The following is a 17978-nucleotide window of genomic DNA, read 5'->3' as shown; positions in this document are numbered from 1 at the left end:
TTTTCAGGATAGTGGCCTCCCCGCGCTGAATTGATCCAGCGCATCCTTGACGGGCAGCACCATGCATCCGCGCTCCAGCGTATAGGCAACAAGCCGTTCGAATGTCTCCGGTGTACAACCGAAATCTGTTGGCTGTGCCGCGATATCGTGGGTGAAAAAAATGAGCCAGCCGGGCTCTGCAATCAGCGTATCGATCCAGCTGGTGAGGCCAATTGCGTGGCTCTCCGGCTGCCTGATCTCGACCCCGGACAGAAAGACGGGATTGACCGAACCGCGATTGATCCGCTCGCCGCCCGAGCGGCAGGTCTGGAAATTCTTTTGGAAGATACCACGTCCCCACAGTGAACCGGCATTGTAGGGATAGGCGAAATTGCGCCTGTCATCGCGCGGATCAATCGCGTCGAGGTAATCCTTGTTCTGCTGCAGATCGGCGGAAAGCTTGCGCCTACCCATATGGGAAACTTTCGTATGGGAAAACGTATGGCAACCGATGTCATGGCCCTGCTGCGCCAGTACCCGGCATCCATCGCGTGAAATCAGCGTCCGCTTGGGTTCCACCTGCCCTTCCAGCGATCCGGCGATATAGAACGTTCCGCGCACGCCATGGTTCTCCAGTATACGGGCACCATTGGTCAGTGCGGTATCCGGCACATCATCGAAGGTGAAGGACACGATTGGCTGCGATGTGGGGATATGGATACGCGGTCCCGGCAGGCGGCGCATCAGCCTGTCGGTAATCCGGTCTGACCAATAGTCCAGTTTGTTCAAGATTTCAGGCATGGGCTACCGTCAGTTTAGCCTGCGAAGGCGCTACACTCACAACACTTGCACGCGCCTGCAGACGCAGGCCGAACACCGCAAACAGGAGGGCAAACCACAATGGGCTACCATTCTGGAAGAACATGCTTTCGACGCAGGCTGTGTAAATTCCATAGAGCCAGATGCGAACGAAGAGCGTTGTAAGTGCTGGATTATTGCCCGTCGCGTCTGCCCTGCCAATGTCACGCAAGGGCAGGAAAAGCAACCATATGACCGTAAGAATCAAGCCGGGGATGCCTGTTGTCAGAAGCGTATCGAGATAGCCATTATGCCCGTTATAAGCAGCAACAGCCCATGTCTCGACATTGCCGCCGCTATAAACAAGTTCTTCAGTCTGCCAGAAGGATTGAAACCCGTAGCCGGTAATCGGCTTTTGGGCGATGGCGGAGAAGGCAAAACGCCAGATATCGGTTCTATTGGTAAAAGTGGCATCGATACCGACGGCATTGATCAATGAACGGATCGGTTCAAAGACCGCCGATCCAATGGCGAGCACATTGAACGCGACGATCCCGCCAATGGCGATCGGAAAGCGTGTCCATTTCCAGTGTTGGAAAATCCAGGCAAGGATCAGAATGCCCGGCAAGGCCGCGGTCGAAGTTTTGCCGCCCGTGTGCAGCAGAAACAATGTCGACAGAACGATAATGGCTGCACCCGCCAGTTTCCGCCCGACGCTATAGACAAACAGGCCAAAGAAGACTGCGGCCACCATGACGGCGGCGGCTTCGTTCTTGTGTGCATATTGCCCGCGCCAGAAACCGGCATTCATCGGTTCGCGCAGTTCCGATGCCTGATGAATCGCGCGCAGCGGCAGGAAAACCACACCGAAATAAGCAAAGCCCAGCATGATCAGCGTTGCCAGAGCCAGCAATTTGCCAAAATGCGCGTCGGATTTCGGCAGAAGCAGAAACACGCTCGCATTGACGCAAACCATGATGGCCAGCACAACACGCTTGAGCGCAAGGTCCGGATGAGCCGACAGGGCCGACACGAGAATGTACCAGATGAACAGCGATATCAGCAGGCCGCGCGGCTGCAGGATGGCGCTGCGCATGGGACTGCTGAGACCAAAGGCAAGCAGGCTGCCGGACAGGACAAGCGTTACCAGCTGGTTGACCAGATTGGAATTTCCGGCGCTGGGGTCGACCGCAGCTGCGCCGGTCAGATCGACAAAGGGCGTGGTGGTGATCCAGAAGAATAAAAAGATCGCCAGAAACAGGAGCGCGCCAAGACCACCCGCAGAGGGTGCGTTTGGTTGTGCACTGTATTCGTTTCTATCCATAAAGGACTAGCCTTACGCCTTCTGTGTTTTCCGGTCATTGCGCATCGCACCCAGCAAACCCACGCCTATTGCGAGGAATGCGCCAATACCCAGTCCGGCAAACGTGCCGCCGGCTGCAAGCAGCGCCGTGCGCGGTGGCCAGCTACGGCGCAGGGGTGGGACGGCTGACGAGATGACACGAATATTGGTACTGTTTAACTGTTGGCGTTCGGTTGTTTCGCCAGCGCGTGTCAGGAACGTCTGGTAGATAGCAATCTTCGTCGCCATATCCCGCTCCAGATCACTCAATCGCACTTGTGCGTCATTGTCCATGGAAACCGACGACCGCGCACTGGCAGCCTGCTGTTTAAGCGCATCGACAACGGATTTTGCCTGTTCGAGATCTACCTGCGCGGCCCGCAGGATACGGCCGGTCTCCTGCGAAATCTGCTGTTCCAGACCGCCAAGCTGGGACCTGGCCCGGATCAATCCGGGATAGCGCGACCCATAGGTCATCGACATGGAATCAACCGTTTGCTTGACCGCTGCATATTGTGAGCGCAAGCCCGTCAAAGTCGGTGACTGCAATGTGCCTGACGGGTTCGACTGATTTGGCTTCGACGCGGTCAACTCATTATAACGCGACTGGGCCTCCACAAGTCGGGCATTGGCATCCACCAGCTTTATGTTGATCTGTGCCATGGACTGCGAACTGATTAATTCGCCTGATGTGGTCTGAAGCCCATTGTCGCGTTTGAACTCCGCAACCTTTGCTTCAGCTTCCGATGCACCCTTTTTCAATTCCGCCAGACGTTCGGTCAGAGCAGCCGCTGCACGGCCAGCGCCATCGGCTTCGGCCTGCGCTACTTCCTCTTCAAATGCCTTGGCCAGAGTGTCGGCAACTTTCACAGCGGTATCCGGGTTGTTCGCCCAGGCCGATATTGTGATCATATATGACCGCTCCTGACGCCGTGCCGAAATCCGCTCGGACAGACTGCGCATGGCCGCCAAGGTCTTGTCAGCCACCGTTGGTTTACTTGAGAACAACGAGCCAAGACTGAAGCCTGACGCCCCGGTGCCAACAAATTCCGGATCGTTGGCAAGTCCGAGTTCATTCACAACGCGCCGCAGCACATTGCCTGATGTCAGCACAAGCAATTTGCTTTCCACATCGAGCAGTTGGCTATCGCTTTGCTGATTCTGCAAGTAAACATCATTCGGCAACACTTGCAGATTGGCTGGCGGGACCAGAATATCCGTATACACAGTATAGCGGGGCTTGGCGCTCATTCCGTAACCAATACCGACAAGCGCACCAATGACCGCGGCGATCAAAATCCAGTGCCACCGGGCAAGAAGCCAGGAAATCAGGCTGCTTACATCTATCTGCGGCAATGAAAATGCGTAGGCTGGCTTGCGTGGCGGCTCGCTACGCACGCGACTTTCAACCACTGGTTCCTTTATTGGAGCCACCGGTTGCGCTTTGCCTGACGCGTCGCGTAGTTTGTACATTCAGCAATACTCTATAAGCATCAATCAAACCGTAACGGTTTGCCAGTAATGTATATCTAAACCATAGATTTCAAAGTTTGGTTAATAAATGGCTATCTCCCACCAAGTCGTATAGCGAACAGATGCAAATTCCAGTCTTTCGATCAGATCGCAGAGCCCGATGAAACTGAGTGTTGCCGAGATCATCAGCCGTTTGCCACGTCTGTTTCCCATGGTCCTGTCTTACGCCGCGTCAAGCGGCAGCCTGCTGACGGCCAATGTCGCACAGCTGGTGACGTTCGCTATTCTTGCGCGCTCGTTCGGCGCGGTGGAATTTGGTGTTTTCGTTTCTGTCACGGCTGTGACCAGTATTGCCGTTCATCTCTGCGGCCTTGGCGCTTCGGAATGTCTGGTAAGGCGGGTTGCGCAGGATCACTCCATGTATCCTGTCATGCTGGGTCACAATCTCATTTTGACGCTGACAAGCGGGGTTCTGCTCGTCATTCTCGGCATCATCATTCTGCCATTCTGGATGAAGCTTTCAGCAGATCCCGTCGAAAACATCATTGCGATCCTGCTCATTCTCATCACCAACATCATTCTGGTTCGCATCATCCTTTTGACCGAGCAAATCTTCATTGGTCATTCGAAATTTTCCGAGGCGAACCGTTCGGTGGTTGGTTTTGCCTTTGCGCGTACAGCTGCGGCAGCGCTTGCCTGTCTGGTATTCGGCGTGACCAGTCTGGTTGACTGGGCAATCTGGCAATTTGCCGTCCATGTGCTGGTGCTGGTTTTCTATATGTGGTCGTTGCGCAAGCTCGGACGTCCGCAATACCGCATCGTGCGCGAGGAAATTCGCCTTGGCATCCTGTTTGCCACGCCTTTTATCTTCCGCGCCATTCGCCAGAATGTCGACCTTCTCATGCTCGGTATCATGGCCAATCCCGAGGTTGTGGGCAGTTATGGTGTTGTCCGGCGTATTATCGACAGCAGCTATCTCTCAATCGATGCAATGAACCGCCTCGTTTATCCCGGTCTTGCCCGCTTGAGCACTGACGGCATTCACAACGCAATCGGGCGCACCAAGAAGATATTGCTGGCGGCTCTTGGCATCGGCTTTGGTTCGGCCCTGATCATCTATATCGCCGCGCCATTTCTGCCCCTGCTCTTTGGCAATGAATACGTATCACTCGTTTCATTCTGCCGTATTCTGAGCGGAACCGTTATCTTCCTTGCTGTCTGGTCGGTGGCAATCGATGCATTGGGGGCTGCAGGTTATCACGGTCCACGCGCCGCCATTCTCAACACCGGCAACGCATTGGGTGCCGGGCTGATCGCATGGGCAACCTGGATAGCGCCGCCACAGGGTACGTTCATTTCGATCTATCTGATCGAAATCGGCATCATGATCGCTGCCTGGCTTGTGCTTCTCAGATTGGCAAGAAACAGTCGCGCTGCGGCACAGGAGCGCGTATTTACCAAGTAGATATTCTTTTAGCAGAAATTATAAAAACAACCATTCGATTGCATTGAGTTTCGATACCGGCGATCGAGAGATTCAGACACATAGTCCGGACAGATAATTTGCACGGGAGCGATGATGGGCGGAAGAAGGCAGATACGTCCAATGACTGTGGAAGATATTCCGCAGGTCGGGCGACTGTTTTACAAAATATTCCGCAAGAAGGCAGTCAATTCGCCTGATACATTCAATGATTACTTCGAAAAGCTGTTCTTCGACAGCCCGATATACGATCCGAAATATGGCAGTTTCGTTCATGAGACGGCGAGCGGAACCATAAGCAGCGCCGTATCCGCCATTCCGATGCAATATATGGTCGAGGGCGAGATCATAACGGCCCGGCTTCTATGTGCTTTCATGACCGACCCTGACGTATCATGCCTTGGCGCTGCCGAACTGGCGCTGACCATGCGGCCCCGCCATCAGGATCTGTGCTTCACTGACAGCGCATCACCTGTCAGTGCCAATCATTTCAGGGCTGTGAGCGGCGCAATCCTGCCGTTGCACGGTCTGGAATGGTGCCGGGTGTTTCAGCCTGCCGCTTACCTTGCGCAATCTGCCGCCAAGCGATCCTCTCTCGTTCGATACGCCGCTCGTCTGCCGCTGGCGCGGCCGCTTGATTATCTCACCAGACGTGTGATGCCTGCCCTTCACATTGAGGGCGATCCTGTCATGCATGATGAAGAGATGTCCCAAGACCTGTTCGTCGCAAGTGTTCAGGATTTCTTACCCGGCTATAAAGTGCGGCCTGTCTGGTCGAAACCGGAACTCGACTGGATACTTGAAGTAGCCAGACTCAACACTGGGGATGGCTCTCTGAACATACGCTCAGTCTGGGATTACAACGCCGAACTTACCGGTTGTTTTGTGTATTTCGGCCGTCCGGGTTCCATTGCGCAGGTGCTGAACATCTTCGCGAAAAAAGGCAAGGAACACGCCGTTATCAACCAGATGATGTATCATCTGGATCAATCCGGATTTGTCGCAGCGCAAGGCCGCGTTCAACCCGCGCAATTGGATGTACTTTCCCGTCACCGGGCAATGTTTTACCGGCACCGCGCCCATGTGTGCGTCTCAACGCGTCACAAGAGCGTCACGGACGCCATCCACCGCAACGATATATTTATTGGCGGGCTTGCCGGAGAATCCTGGAGCCGTCTTGTAACCGACTTTTTCTAAGGTTGCCGCTCAATCAGGAAATAAGTCGTTGGGCCATCCGGCCCATCATTTGCAAGGCGCGTTGCAACCATCCCGTCTCCCTGGGCCACTGCGGCCTTCACCTTTCCATCCAGACCCACCGGCGAGACAGTCCAGCGCCCTGTACCCGGCAGAGAAAAATCGATACTGCCAAGTTGGATGCGCACCGGCAAATGACCGAAATCGGCAATGACGCGCTCCTGCCTGTCTGAAAACCGCATGTCAGTGTTCTGCGCATCTGTCGCATAAATAACCAGCAGGCGCTGACTGCTTTTGATAGGTAGATCATCGAGAGCCGACACGGCAAACAATCCTTTACCCGTGGCATTGCCTACGGTCAGATTGCCGAGCGTGATCGTATCCGTAAGATCGGCAAAAGCGATTGCTTCCGTACGCTCGGTCTTTACGGTGATGCGGAGCCTGTTCTGATCAAGAACAATCTGGTCGGTATCGCTCTCGAAAATCCCCTTATTGACACTGGTGATATTGGCCGGATCAAGCAGCCTGGCGTCATGCAACGCTGCCATGATTTTTTCGGCAGAGGCACTCTTGCGGGGTGACGGAACTGCCAGATTGCCCGGTGACGCAGACGCATCCTTTTGCAACCCGATTGCACCCAGCAGAGCAAGCCCCGTCAATGCATCGGGCTCCCGCTCCTGCGTACTCTGTGTCAGATCCTCAACCCCTTTGACCATGAACGGGATCGAGACGGATGACCCTGCCACATCACCGCGCCGGAACAGCAATGCCGCCAGCGTTTCACCAGCGCGGGCCACCGGATCAAGGGCAATCGCATAGGGCAGCATCTGACGCTTGTGCGGCACATCTTCGCCATAGGCCAGCACGATGGGACCATGACCATGGCGGCACAGCACATCCCAGTTCTGCAGGGCCGCATAAGCTGGCATGACAATACCGGCCTCATAGCGATACTTGCTCCAGAACAGATGGTCATACTCGGTGACGATAAAGGGGCGATTGAGCCAGCGGGCAGCGGCAATCGCACGCACATAGAAAGCCCCATCGGCGATCGAGCTTTTCTGCCCCATCGTGCTGCCGGGTTCGTAGGAGCCGACCCAATCCTGATAGGTATTCATTGCAATAGCCTGTTGACCCGAACGAGACAGGCTCGTTTGCACGCTCGGCCAATTATTATAGGGGGCGATCACCCCTTTGTAGCCGAGATCCCGCAGCGCCGCCGTCATGCGTTCGGCCGAGCGCGTTTCCACATCGACGAAGAAAGCTTGCAGATCGCGCATTCGCGGCGTCTTTTCGTAGCGATTGGCGGGAAGACTGATAGTCCCCTCTTCCAGACGTTCACCCGCCTTCACCCATCCCCAGGTATCAGCGAGCGCTTTTGTCGATCCATAGCGCGCTTGCAGCCAGGTATTGAACGCGGGCGCCAATAGCTTTGAATAATGTGGCTGCCCGTCCCGTTGATGTACGATGCTGTCAAATTCGATACCATTTTCATTGAACGGGACAATAACAACCAGCGCCGGGTCGCGGATTGGCGCGATACCCGTATAGGGATTGACCCTTCCAAGCACTTCCTTCTGGAACCGCAACCAATGCTGAAATGATTTCTCATCGATTTGCACTTCGATTTTCAATTCGCCCGCGAGATCCCACCGGTCATCAAACCCGCCATAGGCACCGCGGGATGAACTCAAGCCATCCATAATCCAGTAGATGCCATTTCGTTTCAAAGCGGCCATCAGATAGTGGATGCGGTCCAGTACCTCCGGATCGAAATCGAAATCTGCACTGCGCCCGAACATCAGCGCCGCGTCGACAAAGTGAAAGCGGGCAATATTGTAGCCATGCATTTTCAGCTGGCGCGCGTAACGATCCGCCCCATCATGATCCGGAAAGCCACCCGAGGCCGGGCTCCAGCCCAGCGACGCACACAAAAAGCGCACCGGCTTTTCCGATGCATCGGCGTGCGCCAATCGCCCGTCCTTGTTGATGACAATGCGGTTCTCCTCACCGATTGAGGGATTGGGAAGCAGGGCCGAAAAATCAAGCGGGCTGCCGCTTTGAAGTTCGAGCGATATCTCGCGGACCGGCGACCAGACATCTTGCGCGCCAGCCGAACCTGCAAACAGCAGCAAGCATGACGCAAATACCGCAAATATCCGCCCCGACAGAAAGTGCTGACCCATCATGACGTGCCTGCCTCACGGGTCCTTTGAAATAACCTGACTTTCGATCCAGTCATCGGGCTGACGCCTCGGGTGAAAAAAACCGAGCGGCAGCGCCGCCGCATGAAAGAACCAAGCAACAACAGCATAAAAGCCGAGGGAAAGACTACGCTGCTTCAGGCTCATCGCGGCAATAACAAGCACGATCAATGCCACATCAATCAAAAGAGCCAGCTTCTTGTCTGGCAGGAAAATCAGCAGACCGATCATCAGCAGCAGCCAGACATACACGCCTGCCCACAGGCGCAATTCCGGCAATTCCTGCACCAGCTTGCTCCAGTGCGGGCGACCGAGTGCAGCGCGAAGCAATTCGCCGACGCCGCGCAAATATTTGGACTGCCAGCGCCGCACCAGCAATTTATATGCATTGATCGAATGGCCGAAATGCTCGACGAACGGCCGGTCCAACCGGTAGAGTTCCCATCCCAATGCCCGCAACCTTACGCCGAGGTCAAACTCCTCATAGCCATGCAGGTTGCGATCCGAGAAGTAACCCGCCTGCTCAATCGCCTTGCGTCTGTAAAGACCACCGCCATTCATCCGGTCGATTGATCCGATCCGGTTTTCCGGCGATGCCCGGCGCACGCGGCGGGTGAATTCGAGATTATCGACATTCATTTCCGCCACATGCCCCGTGACGCCTGCAACCTTAGGGTTCGCTACCAGAAAGGCGATAGCTTCGGTGAGGAAATCCTTGTCGAGCAGCATGTCGCCATCCATCAGGCAGATGAGATCATGATGGCTATACTGAAAACCCAGTTGTGGCCCGATCCCGCAGCTGGGTTTTGCCGGATTCATGATCTGCGCAACGATAACCGGATACTGCATCGCGATTTCAACAGTACGATCCGTCGATCCGCTATCGGCGACAATGATTTCAATCTTGCCATCTGGCAAAGCCTGCAATGCGCTTTCGATAGCCGCTGCAATGCGCTTCTCTTCATTGAGCGTTTTCATGATAATCGAAACGGTCATCAATCGTATCCTGTAGAATGGCAGAGCAGGTTAAGTTGTTAGACTTACACTATAAAGAAAGCATTTTTTTATAAAGATATGCGATATACAAGCCGTTACCTCTATCAGTCAGGGCGAACAGGTCGATTGGTCAAATTCTCTGCGCACATTTCTGAAAAAGGCCACAAGGTCAACTTATCGTCGTGAACATGAATTTCACCATCCACGTACATGACAGTCTGGACAATCTGTCGGCAGAATGGCCAACCGGAGCACCCGCGCCTATAGCCAATCCGCAGTATCACGTTTTTCAATCCCGCACATTTCTCGAGGTGTGGTGGTCGACATTCGGTCAGGTGGGCGACATCCGCGCCTGTTTCGTTGAGGTGCGTGATGAGGCAAACAATCCGCTCATCTTCATCCCGCTATGCATTACCACCCGCAAGGGCGCAAAAATACTCAGGTTTATCGACGCTGATGCCGCCGATTATAACGCGCCGATTCTGTTTCCGGGATCGCCGGATTGGACCTATGACACCGCCGTCAACCTTTGGGAAAAAATAACCGCCGCGCTTCCCGATTTCGATGTGATCATGCTGGACAAAATGCCAGCCCGGATCGGCGATTTGGTGAACCCGCTTGACCTGCTTGCAGATGGCCCCAACGACGTTTTCTGCCATGGCAACAATCTGCAACGGTCGTGGGAAGAGATTGACAAGGCGCAGCCCTACCGGAAGACGCTGCTCAAGAAAATGCGCGGCCTCGAGCGCCTGGCACCCACCCACTACATCATCGCAACAGACAAGAGTGAGCAGGCGATCATTGTCGATCAACTGCTCAAGCAGAAACAGCGCCGTTTCGAAGACACGCAGGTGCCGGGTTTCGACGCCGAGCCGGAAAAATATGCATTCTTTCACGATGGGACGGAACAGTTTGCCAAAGCCGGAATGCTGCATCTGACAGCCCTGAAAGTTGGCGACAAGATTGTCGCAACCTTATGGGGTCTTGTTCAGGCAAAGACCTATTACGCCATTATGATCGGCTTTGAAGGTGACGATTGGGCAAAATATTCGGTTGGACGAATTATATACTACAGAACACTTGAATGGCTGCACAAAAACGGCTTTGAATACATGGATCTTGGCATCGGCAATGAACCATGGAAGCTTGAACATTGCGACACAACTGTCCCACTTTCCAAAATGACCAGTATTATCAGCTGGAAAGGCCGCATGTTCATGCGACGTTTGCAAATGATGGAACATCTTCGCTCGACCGGAGCGTGGCAGAAACTACGCCCGTTGAAATGGACTGTTTTGCGGACGTTGCGCCAGTGGCGCAAAAAAGACTGAAATCAGGAAAGTAAGCGGAACAGGCATGGCCGAAACCGAGCTGCCAGCAAGGGAACTACAGACGCCAGTTCAGGAAACTGATGTGCTGATCATCGGCGGTGGTCTGGCCGGTGTCTGCGCGGCAACGGCCCTCTCCCGCAAAGGCTATGATGTAACGCTGGTCAGCACCCATGACCGCCATCCCCCTGATTTTCGCGCCGAGAAGATTGGCGAAGACCAGATGATCCTGTTTGAACGCCTTGGTCTGGGGGATGCAGTCCATGCCCAGATGACCGCATTCGACGGGGTTTGGCTGCATCGCTTTGGGCGCATCATCGAGCGCGGCACCAAACGCGAATATGGCAGCGACTATTCCGATCTCGTCAATGCGCTTCGCCGCGCGCTTCCTCCAGAGGTGCGCTCTGTCGTCGGCAGGGTTGAAACCATGGAGACCAGTGCTGACAGGCAGATTGCGGTGCTTTCTGACGGGCGAACATTCAATGCACGCCTGCTTGTTGTGGCAACCGGCCTTGGCGATGCCGTCCGCAAAAAACTGGGCGTCGAGCGGGAAATCATCAGCCCGCAGCATTCGCTTTGCTGTGGTTTTGACCTTGAGAAACCACGTGGAGATTTTCCGTTTCCCTCATTGGTCTGGAACGGCGAACGTTTCAATGACCGCGTATCCTATCTGACCCTGTTTCCGATTGAGGATAAGATTCGCGCCAACTTCTTCGTCTACCGGAACTCCTCCGAAGAATGGACGCGCTCGTTTCGCGATCATCCGGAACAGAGCATGCGTGAATTGATGCCGGACCTTGAGAGACTGTTCGGCGAAATCAAGGTGACGGGCCCGGTTATCGCGCGGCCCATTGATCTTGTGAAGGTTCACAACCACGAACGCGATGGCATGGTTCTGATTGGCGATGCCTTTTGCGTTGTCTGCCCCATAACAGGCACAGGGATCGACAAGGCGCTCACCGATGTCGACCGCCTGTGCAATACCTATATTCCACGCTGGTTTGAAAGCGCTGGCATGCCCACTGCAAAAATCCGCGAATTCTATGCCGATCCCGTAAAAACGGCGCGGGATGAATCAGCGATGAAGATGAGCCTCAATTCAAAGAGTATCAAAACCGAGACCGGCCTTTACTGGAAGTTGCGCCGCCTGCGCAGCAACACGCTCGGCCGCGCGCGCTATGTCGTCCGCGGTGTGCTCAAGCGGCTGAAATCTTCGGCATAGAATTGTGGCACCCGGTCATGGCCATTCGGCGATGACCACACCTGACAGCATATCCATCTGCATCTCCGGCCGATCAAATGGCGACGCCATTCCCGCAACAGAGCGCGCCAGATGCTCAGGCGCAATGGCACGGGCATTGATGACACGAACATTCTTCCAGCCATTGGCTTCGAATGCCCTGACATAATCCACTGGCCGCCGCCTGTTCGGCTGCCCCGGAAATGAGAACAGCCGGTAGAGCCCTTCGGAATAACGGTAGATATTGTTGGGATCGGCTTCACGAATCCAGCGGGAATGCGTCTGATAGTCGACAATGTGCTCCGCAATGCAGCCACTGCGCGCAACCTTGGACATATGGGCAATGGTTTCTTCAATATCGTCATAATGCTCGAACGCGGCGCAACTCAGGATGAGGTCATATTTCTTGTGACCGGCGAGTTCGGGAATGTCGAAATTGCGCCCGACACGATAACTGAACAAATCCGAATCCATATCGACAGTCAGCTGCTTTGCCCTGACTATGCTTGCCTGGTCTTTCTCATCTTCCGGAAAACGATCGAGCAGCGCCGAAAAATAAGCGCCTGATTCCGTACCGGCGAGTTCAAAAACATCGACGGCACGGTAGGATTTTGCGCCGTACCCCAAAAGGATGGCACCGGTGCCAAGGGACGAACCTGGGCAGAGTTCAAGCACGTCCTTGTCTCTTACATCAAAGCCGGACGGAAAATAGCGTCTCCACGAGGCAACCGTATCGTAGACATATTCGATACGGCCTTCCGTGTCGGAACGATCAACTTTGTTGGGCGTGGTGTAGCCGCGCAGCTTGTTTTTCGCCCATGCGAGACCCAGAAAAACAATTCCGGCTAAGTACATGGCCGTGTTGCGGATACTATGTTCCATTCGTCACCTGCTTTATGGCTCCCATCCGATCGGGATGCGGGCATTGCATGTATCCTCGCTGTGACATCCTCACACACCAATCCTTTCCAAGGTGTTGACCGATTGTCGCGGCGGCACGACACGCCGGCAAGCCCACCAACCCTATACCGCTGCATTGCCAAGAAATTTTTCTAGACCGCGTGTCGGGATTGACCATAGTGGTTCGTCTTTAGGGAGAAGGAGTATACCCGCATGCTTTACGCCATACTTTGCTACAATATGGAGGACGTCGTCGGTTCCTGGACAAAGGAGGAAGATGATCTTGTCATGGAACGGCTTGGTGCCGTGCAGGAGAAGCTGGCTAAATCGGGCAAACTTGGTCCTGTCGCCCGCCTGCTGCCAACCACTGCCGCGACAACCCTGCGAAAAGCCGGCGGCGAGCATCTTGTCATCGATGGACCTTTTGCCGAAACCAAGGAACAGTTTCTCGGTTTCTATGTGGTTGATTGCGCCTCGCTCGACGAAGTGCTCGATATTACGCGCGATCTTGCCGAGGCCAATCCCGGTCAGGGTTCCTATGAAATACGGCCAATCGGGATATTCAGACCCGGATCGAATTTCCAATGACAGATCCATCGTGGATAGACGCGGCACTAACGGCAGCGCGCCCGCAAGCGGTGGGTGCACTGCTTCGCTATTTTCGCAATCTTGATATAGCGGAGGAAGCGTTTCAGGAGGCGTGCTTGCGCGCACTCAAGAACTGGCCCAAGAACGGTCCGCCGCGTGATCCCACAGCCTGGCTGATTTTTGTCGGTCGCAACAGCGCAATCGACACGGTTCGCCGCCAGACCAAACAGCAGCCGCTGCCACCTGAAGAAGTGCTATCCGATCTTGAAGATGCCGAATCAACGATCGTCGAAAAGATCGACAGCGCCGATTATCGCGACGACATTCTGCGCCTGCTGTTCATTTGCTGCCATCCTGATCTTCCAGCCACCCAGCAAATCGCGTTGGCATTGCGGATTGTTTCGGGCCTTTCGGTCAAGCAGATCGCCCGGGCATTTCTCGTCGGAGAAAGCGCCATGGAGCAACGCATCACCCGTGCCAAGGGCCGCGTTTCATCCGGCGAGATTCCATTTGAAACACCCGACGCATTTGAGCGGGCGGAGCGGCTCGCAGCCGTCGGTGCCATGGTCTACCTCATCTTCAACGAGGGTTATTCCGCCGGCAGTACCGAAGTGGAGGCACGCTTTCCGCTGTGCGACGAGGCTATAAGGCTGGCACGGCTGCTCCTGCGCATCTTCCCGACGGAGCCTGAAATCATGGGCCTGACGGCATTGCTCTTGCTACAGCATGCCCGCGCGAAAGCACGTTTTGATGAGCAAGGCGCGGTCGTTCTTCTGGATAATCAGGACCGCAATCTGTGGAACCAGACAATGATTGCCGAAGGGCTTGCCCTGATCGACAAGGCCATGCGCCACCGCCGACCCGGTCCCTATCTCATTCAGGCGGCAATTGCGGCGCTTCATGCGCGGGCAAAGCGTCCTGAAGATACGGATTGGTCGGAGATAGACTTGCTGTATGCCACGCTTGAGCAGATTACACCCTCGCCTGTCATCACGCTTAACCGCTCCATAGCAGTGGCAAAAGTGCGCGGTCCCGAAGAGGCACTTATTCTGATCGAACCTCTGGAAGACCGCCTTTCCGGCTATTTTCACTTCTTCGGTGTCAAGGGTGGACTGCTCATGCAGCTCGGCCGCAAGCAGGAAGCACGGGTGGCTTTCGACCGTGCAATAGCACTTGCCAATACACCCGCCGAAGCCGCCCACATTCGCATGCATCTCGACCGTCTCAGCCAAAACTGAATCAAAAAACACAAAAATTTCGATGCAGTGTCGGATTGGCCGGTTGCCGTTCGTCCTTGGATCAGGAAACACCAACACTGGAGAACATCATGACTTCCGCCACCGAAACAAGCCAGATTGCAGACCGCGATCTCGTTTTGACCCGCATTATCAATGCTCCGCGCGAGAATATTTTCCGGGCATGGACCGAGGTTGACCTTCTGAAGCAATGGTTTGCACCGCTGCCATACACCACGCCACATGCCGAGCTGGACGTGCGCGCGGGCGGCGCCAGTGTTGTTGTCATGCGCGGACCCGATGGCACTGAATTTCCAAACCACGGCGTCTATCTTGAAGTCATCAAGAACGAGAAGATCGTCTTTACCGATGCCTATACGAAAGGCTGGGTACCAACAGAAAAGCCGTTCATGACTGCTATCATCACACTGGAAGATATCGGCGGCGGCAAGACAAGATATACAGCGCTCGTCCGCCATTGGACCGTGGCTGATCGCGAAGCCCATGAAAAGATGGGCTTTCAGGAGGGATGGGGCATTTGCACCGATCAGCTTGCCGCTTTGGCCGCTAAACTCTGATTCGGCTGGTCAATTCCTGCCAACAAAAAAGCCATCCTGAAACGGGATGGCTTTTTGCTGAATTGCTGAAAGGGATCAGGCGTGTCCCAGTTCCTCCGGGTTCCGGCGCCGGTAGCGGATCGATGACCAGAGCGAGAAGATGATCAGGGCGGCGCCGATAAGGCCGGTGATGACCTCCGGGATATGGAACAACGTCTGGCAATACATGATCACCGCCAGAACGAGGATTGCGTAGAACGCCCCGTGTTCGAGATAGCGATATTGTCCAAGCGTTTCCTTTTCCACCAGCATGATGGTGAGAGCACGCACATAAAACGCACCGATACCAAGGCCAATTGCAATCACAAACAGATTGGTCGAAAGCGCGAATGCACCGATGACGCCATCGAATGAGAAGCTTGCATCAAGCACTTCCAGATAAAGAAATGCGCCAAGGCCGCCCTTGTGGACAGTGTCCATCTGCTCCTGTGTCGCGTCGAGAACAGCGCCTAGCCCTTCAACCAGAAGGAATGTCAGCAGACCATAAATTGCCGATGTCAGGAATGTTACGGACTCGGCACCCTCAAGCTGTCTGGAGAAGAAGATAATCAGCGCCAGAACCACGCCGACTTCAATACCTTGAATCGAGGCAAAGCGCGAAGCGCGGCTTTCGATAATGCGTATCCAGTGCACATCCTTCTCGTGATCAAAGAAGAACTTGAGACCAACCATCAACAGGAACGTGCCGCCAAAAGCAGAAATGCCGACATGGGCGTCCTGCATGATCCGCGCATATTCTTCCGGATTCGAGATCGCAAGCTTCAATGCAGAAATGGGATCAATCCACGCCGCAATGGCCACGATGGCCAGCGGAAAGATAATCCGCATACCGAAAACGGCAACAATAATGCCCCATGTCAAAAACCGGCGCTGCCAGACCGGCGTCATATCGCGAAGAATCTTGGCGTTCACAATCGCATTGTCGAACGACAATGAGATTTCAAGAATACCCAGAACCGCACAGATAAAGAGGACTGATAGCATTCCCTCAATCGTGCCTGAATAGATGAAACCTATCCATGCACCGAGTGCCAGTCCGGCCACAGTAAAGAGAAACGGCCAAGTAAAATATCGATAAGTTGCCATACTTAATTCCTGCTAGAGTCTCCCAGATTGCTGTCAGCGCGGGAAATCAAAACGGCTTTACGAACAAAACTACGTACCGTTTGAATAGGAATTCCCGCCCAATAGCAATCACCCACAACCCTTAGACTGTATAATCCTGTCTCTATCCTGTCGTGCTGTGGATTGGGCTTATCAAACGGCGGGTTTGCGGGTGGAATAGATCACAACAGGCAAGGCAGAGCGCCATGCGTCAAATGAACCAAGCGGCTGCGCCTGCGCAACGGCGATCTTTGTCAGATCTCCCCCCAACCTGTCGCGCCAGCCAAGCAAAGCCATTTCGCTTTGCATAGTCACGGCATTGGCCACAAGCCGTCCGCCCGGTTTCAGTGCGTTCCAGCAGGCTTCCATAACACCATCATTGGTCACACCGCCGCCGATGAAAATGGCATCCGGTCTTTCGAGGTCGTTGAGTGCCGATGGTGCCTCGCCCCGGATGAGCTTCAAGTCGGGAACACCCAGCGCCCGGGCATTGCGCTCGATGATCTCCTGCCGCTTCTCATTGGCCTCCACCGCAATTGTACGGCAGGAAGGATGAGCCCGCATCCATTCGATCCCGATAGAACCGCATCYGGCGCCCACATCCCAGAGCAATTCACCCGGAAGCGGTCCGAGCCGCGCCAATGTCACCGCCCTGATATCCCGCTTGGTCAATTGGCCATCATTCTCGAAGGCTTCATCAGGCAGGCCTGAGAGCGTGGAATAGGATCGCGCCTCTATGGCAGCTGGTCCGCAATCCACTGCGATAACGTTGAGATCGGCGCTCCGAGGGTGGCTCCAATCCCCGGCCAGCCCGTCGACGCGATGTTCCGCCTCGCCCCCCAGATGTTCCAGTACCGTAAGCCGAGCCGAACCGAAGCCGCTCTCCATCAGCATCCGTGCCACCTCAACAGGTGTACCGCCATCATTGCTGAGGACAAGCAGCTTTGCCCCCGGCGTGAAGGATTTGAACAGTGTTTCCACTGGACGCCCGTGCACGCTGAGCAGATGCACATGCTGGATTGGCCAGCCCATAGCAGCCGCTGCAAGCGAAAACGACGCTGGCGCAGGCAATATTCGCATCTCGCCCCGATCAAAGAACCGCGTCAGGGTTGCACCCATGCCAAAATGCATGGGATCGCCGCTGGCAAGCACCACGACATTTGTCCCACGCAATGCTTTGAGGGTGGGATAGACATCCGAGAATGGCGTTGGCCATGCAACCTGCTTGGCAGTCACCGTACCGGGCAGGAATTCAAGGTGCCGCTTGCCGCCGAAGATTGTTGCCGCTTGACCCAGCGCATCACGGGCATTGGCACCAAGCCCGCCATAGCCATCCTCACCAATCCCGATAATTGTCAGCCAAGGCGTCATTTTGCATCCCATTGCTTGCTGGGCTATGCATGCCCGAAAGCATCTGACGGGTCAACGAAGCTGGCAGGAGTGGCAAGTTGCAATTTCAGATCATATTTCTTTCCTCCCCACCGCCCATCCTGTAAA

General features: G+C 54.9%; 15 protein-coding genes. 7 read left to right on the top strand and 8 right to left on the bottom strand.

Annotated elements, in window-relative coordinates; all coding sequences use genetic code 11:
* Positions 1-3: 3 nt before the first annotated feature.
* Genes AB4Y96_RS17240 through AB4Y96_RS17230 form a run of 3 tightly spaced genes read right to left on the bottom strand, consistent with a single transcriptional unit; the run spans position 4 to position 3592 of the window.
* Positions 4-780 (bottom strand): polysaccharide deacetylase family protein, encoded by a 777-nt coding sequence (locus tag AB4Y96_RS17240; protein WP_441918654.1) that lies wholly within the window; start codon positions 778-780, stop codon positions 4-6.
* Positions 773-2101: an O-antigen ligase family protein gene (locus AB4Y96_RS17235; RefSeq protein ID WP_441918652.1), complete on the bottom strand. Its 1329-nt coding sequence runs from the start codon at positions 2099-2101 to the stop codon at positions 773-775. The genes AB4Y96_RS17240 and AB4Y96_RS17235 overlap by 8 nt, the downstream gene beginning before the upstream one ends.
* Before the next feature lie 12 nt (positions 2102-2113).
* A complete protein-coding gene (locus tag AB4Y96_RS17230) occupies positions 2114-3592 on the bottom strand; it encodes a GumC family protein (protein WP_441918650.1) in 1479 nt (492 codons plus the stop codon).
* 160 nt (positions 3593-3752) lie between these two features.
* Here AB4Y96_RS17230 and AB4Y96_RS17225 point away from each other — a divergent pair, with 160 nt between their 5' ends.
* Both AB4Y96_RS17225 and AB4Y96_RS17220 read left to right on the top strand, forming a co-directional pair.
* Positions 3753-5057, top strand: a complete 1305-nt coding sequence (locus AB4Y96_RS17225) for a lipopolysaccharide biosynthesis protein (RefSeq protein WP_091879925.1) — start codon at positions 3753-3755, stop codon at positions 5055-5057.
* Positions 5058-5198: 141 nt separating this feature from the next.
* Positions 5199-6272, top strand: a complete 1074-nt coding sequence (locus AB4Y96_RS17220; protein ID WP_441918648.1) for a hypothetical protein — start codon at positions 5199-5201, stop codon at positions 6270-6272.
* Here AB4Y96_RS17220 and AB4Y96_RS17215 read toward each other — a convergent pair.
* Both AB4Y96_RS17215 and AB4Y96_RS17210 read right to left on the bottom strand, forming a co-directional pair.
* Positions 6269-8458, bottom strand: coding sequence for a glycoside hydrolase (locus AB4Y96_RS17215; RefSeq protein ID WP_441918646.1), 2190 nt, complete (start codon positions 8456-8458; stop codon positions 6269-6271). The two genes, AB4Y96_RS17220 and AB4Y96_RS17215, sit on opposite strands and share 4 nt — an antisense overlap.
* 12 nt (positions 8459-8470) lie before the next feature.
* Positions 8471-9469, bottom strand: coding sequence for a glycosyltransferase (locus tag AB4Y96_RS17210; protein ID WP_441918644.1), 999 nt, complete (start codon positions 9467-9469; stop codon positions 8471-8473).
* A gap of 188 nt (positions 9470-9657) precedes the next feature.
* On the opposite strand from AB4Y96_RS17210, the gene AB4Y96_RS17205 reads away from it, so the two are divergent.
* Both AB4Y96_RS17205 and AB4Y96_RS17200 read left to right on the top strand, forming a co-directional pair.
* A complete protein-coding gene (locus AB4Y96_RS17205) occupies positions 9658-10800 on the top strand; it encodes a GNAT family N-acetyltransferase (RefSeq protein ID WP_441918734.1) in 1143 nt (380 codons plus the stop codon).
* A gap of 25 nt (positions 10801-10825) precedes the next feature.
* Entirely contained in the window at positions 10826-12019 is a 1194-nt protein-coding gene (locus AB4Y96_RS17200) for an FAD-dependent oxidoreductase (RefSeq protein WP_441918642.1), read from the top strand.
* Positions 12020-12034: 15 nt separating this feature from the next.
* On the opposite strand, the gene AB4Y96_RS17195 is transcribed toward AB4Y96_RS17200, so the two are convergent.
* On the bottom strand, positions 12035-12919 hold the full coding sequence (locus AB4Y96_RS17195; protein WP_441918640.1) for a hypothetical protein: 885 nt from the start codon (positions 12917-12919) through the stop codon (positions 12035-12037).
* A gap of 231 nt (positions 12920-13150) precedes the next feature.
* Between AB4Y96_RS17195 and AB4Y96_RS17190 the strand changes: the two genes are divergently transcribed.
* The 3 genes from AB4Y96_RS17190 (at position 13151) to AB4Y96_RS17180 (ending at position 15338) form a co-directional block, all read left to right on the top strand.
* Positions 13151-13525, top strand: a complete 375-nt coding sequence (locus tag AB4Y96_RS17190; RefSeq protein WP_441918638.1) for a YciI family protein — start codon at positions 13151-13153, stop codon at positions 13523-13525.
* On the top strand, positions 13522-14763 hold the full coding sequence (locus tag AB4Y96_RS17185) for an RNA polymerase sigma factor (protein ID WP_441918636.1): 1242 nt from the start codon (positions 13522-13524) through the stop codon (positions 14761-14763). Before AB4Y96_RS17190 ends, AB4Y96_RS17185 begins: the two co-directional genes overlap by 4 nt.
* A gap of 89 nt (positions 14764-14852) precedes the next feature.
* Positions 14853-15338 (top strand): SRPBCC family protein, encoded by a 486-nt coding sequence (locus tag AB4Y96_RS17180; protein ID WP_441918634.1) that lies wholly within the window; start codon positions 14853-14855, stop codon positions 15336-15338.
* 75 nt (positions 15339-15413) lie between these two features.
* On the opposite strand, the gene AB4Y96_RS17175 is transcribed toward AB4Y96_RS17180, so the two are convergent.
* Positions 15414-16463: a DUF475 domain-containing protein gene (locus tag AB4Y96_RS17175; RefSeq protein ID WP_091879911.1), complete on the bottom strand. Its 1050-nt coding sequence runs from the start codon at positions 16461-16463 to the stop codon at positions 15414-15416.
* A gap of 171 nt (positions 16464-16634) precedes the next feature.
* On the bottom strand, positions 16635-17864 hold the full coding sequence (cbiE, locus tag AB4Y96_RS17170; protein WP_441918632.1) for a precorrin-6y C5,15-methyltransferase (decarboxylating) subunit CbiE: 1230 nt from the start codon (positions 17862-17864) through the stop codon (positions 16635-16637).
* Positions 17865-17978 lie beyond the last annotated feature (114 nt).

It is taken from the genome of Phyllobacterium sp. TAF24, from assembly GCF_052113785.1.
GTDB lineage: Bacteria > Pseudomonadota > Alphaproteobacteria > Rhizobiales > Rhizobiaceae > Phyllobacterium.
This window is presented reverse-complemented; position numbering and strand designations above follow the sequence as displayed.

Bases quoted from the DNA above. Each gene is read 5' to 3' on its own strand.
- AB4Y96_RS17195 (WP_441918640.1), bottom strand. From the start codon at position 12,919: ATGGAACATAGTATCCGCAACACGGCCATGTACTTAGCCGGAATTGTT.
- AB4Y96_RS17180 (WP_441918634.1), top strand. From the start codon at position 14,853: ATGACTTCCGCCACCGAAACAAGCCAGATTGCAGACCGCGATCTCGTT.
- AB4Y96_RS17230 (WP_441918650.1), bottom strand. From the start codon at position 3,592: ATGTACAAACTACGCGACGCGTCAGGCAAAGCGCAACCGGTGGCTCCA.
- AB4Y96_RS17210 (WP_441918644.1), bottom strand. From the start codon at position 9,469: ATGACCGTTTCGATTATCATGAAAACGCTCAATGAAGAGAAGCGCATT.
- AB4Y96_RS17185 (WP_441918636.1), top strand. From the start codon at position 13,522: ATGACAGATCCATCGTGGATAGACGCGGCACTAACGGCAGCGCGCCCG.
- AB4Y96_RS17215 (WP_441918646.1), bottom strand. From the start codon at position 8,458: ATGATGGGTCAGCACTTTCTGTCGGGGCGGATATTTGCGGTATTTGCG.
- AB4Y96_RS17220 (WP_441918648.1), top strand. From the start codon at position 5,199: ATGACTGTGGAAGATATTCCGCAGGTCGGGCGACTGTTTTACAAAATA.
- AB4Y96_RS17225 (WP_091879925.1), top strand. From the start codon at position 3,753: ATGAAACTGAGTGTTGCCGAGATCATCAGCCGTTTGCCACGTCTGTTT.
- AB4Y96_RS17175 (WP_091879911.1), bottom strand. From the start codon at position 16,463: ATGGCAACTTATCGATATTTTACTTGGCCGTTTCTCTTTACTGTGGCC.
- AB4Y96_RS17205 (WP_441918734.1), top strand. From the start codon at position 9,658: ATGAATTTCACCATCCACGTACATGACAGTCTGGACAATCTGTCGGCA.
- AB4Y96_RS17200 (WP_441918642.1), top strand. From the start codon at position 10,826: ATGGCCGAAACCGAGCTGCCAGCAAGGGAACTACAGACGCCAGTTCAG.
- AB4Y96_RS17190 (WP_441918638.1), top strand. From the start codon at position 13,151: ATGCTTTACGCCATACTTTGCTACAATATGGAGGACGTCGTCGGTTCC.
- AB4Y96_RS17240 (WP_441918654.1), bottom strand. From the start codon at position 780: ATGCCTGAAATCTTGAACAAACTGGACTATTGGTCAGACCGGATTACC.
- AB4Y96_RS17235 (WP_441918652.1), bottom strand. From the start codon at position 2,101: ATGGATAGAAACGAATACAGTGCACAACCAAACGCACCCTCTGCGGGT.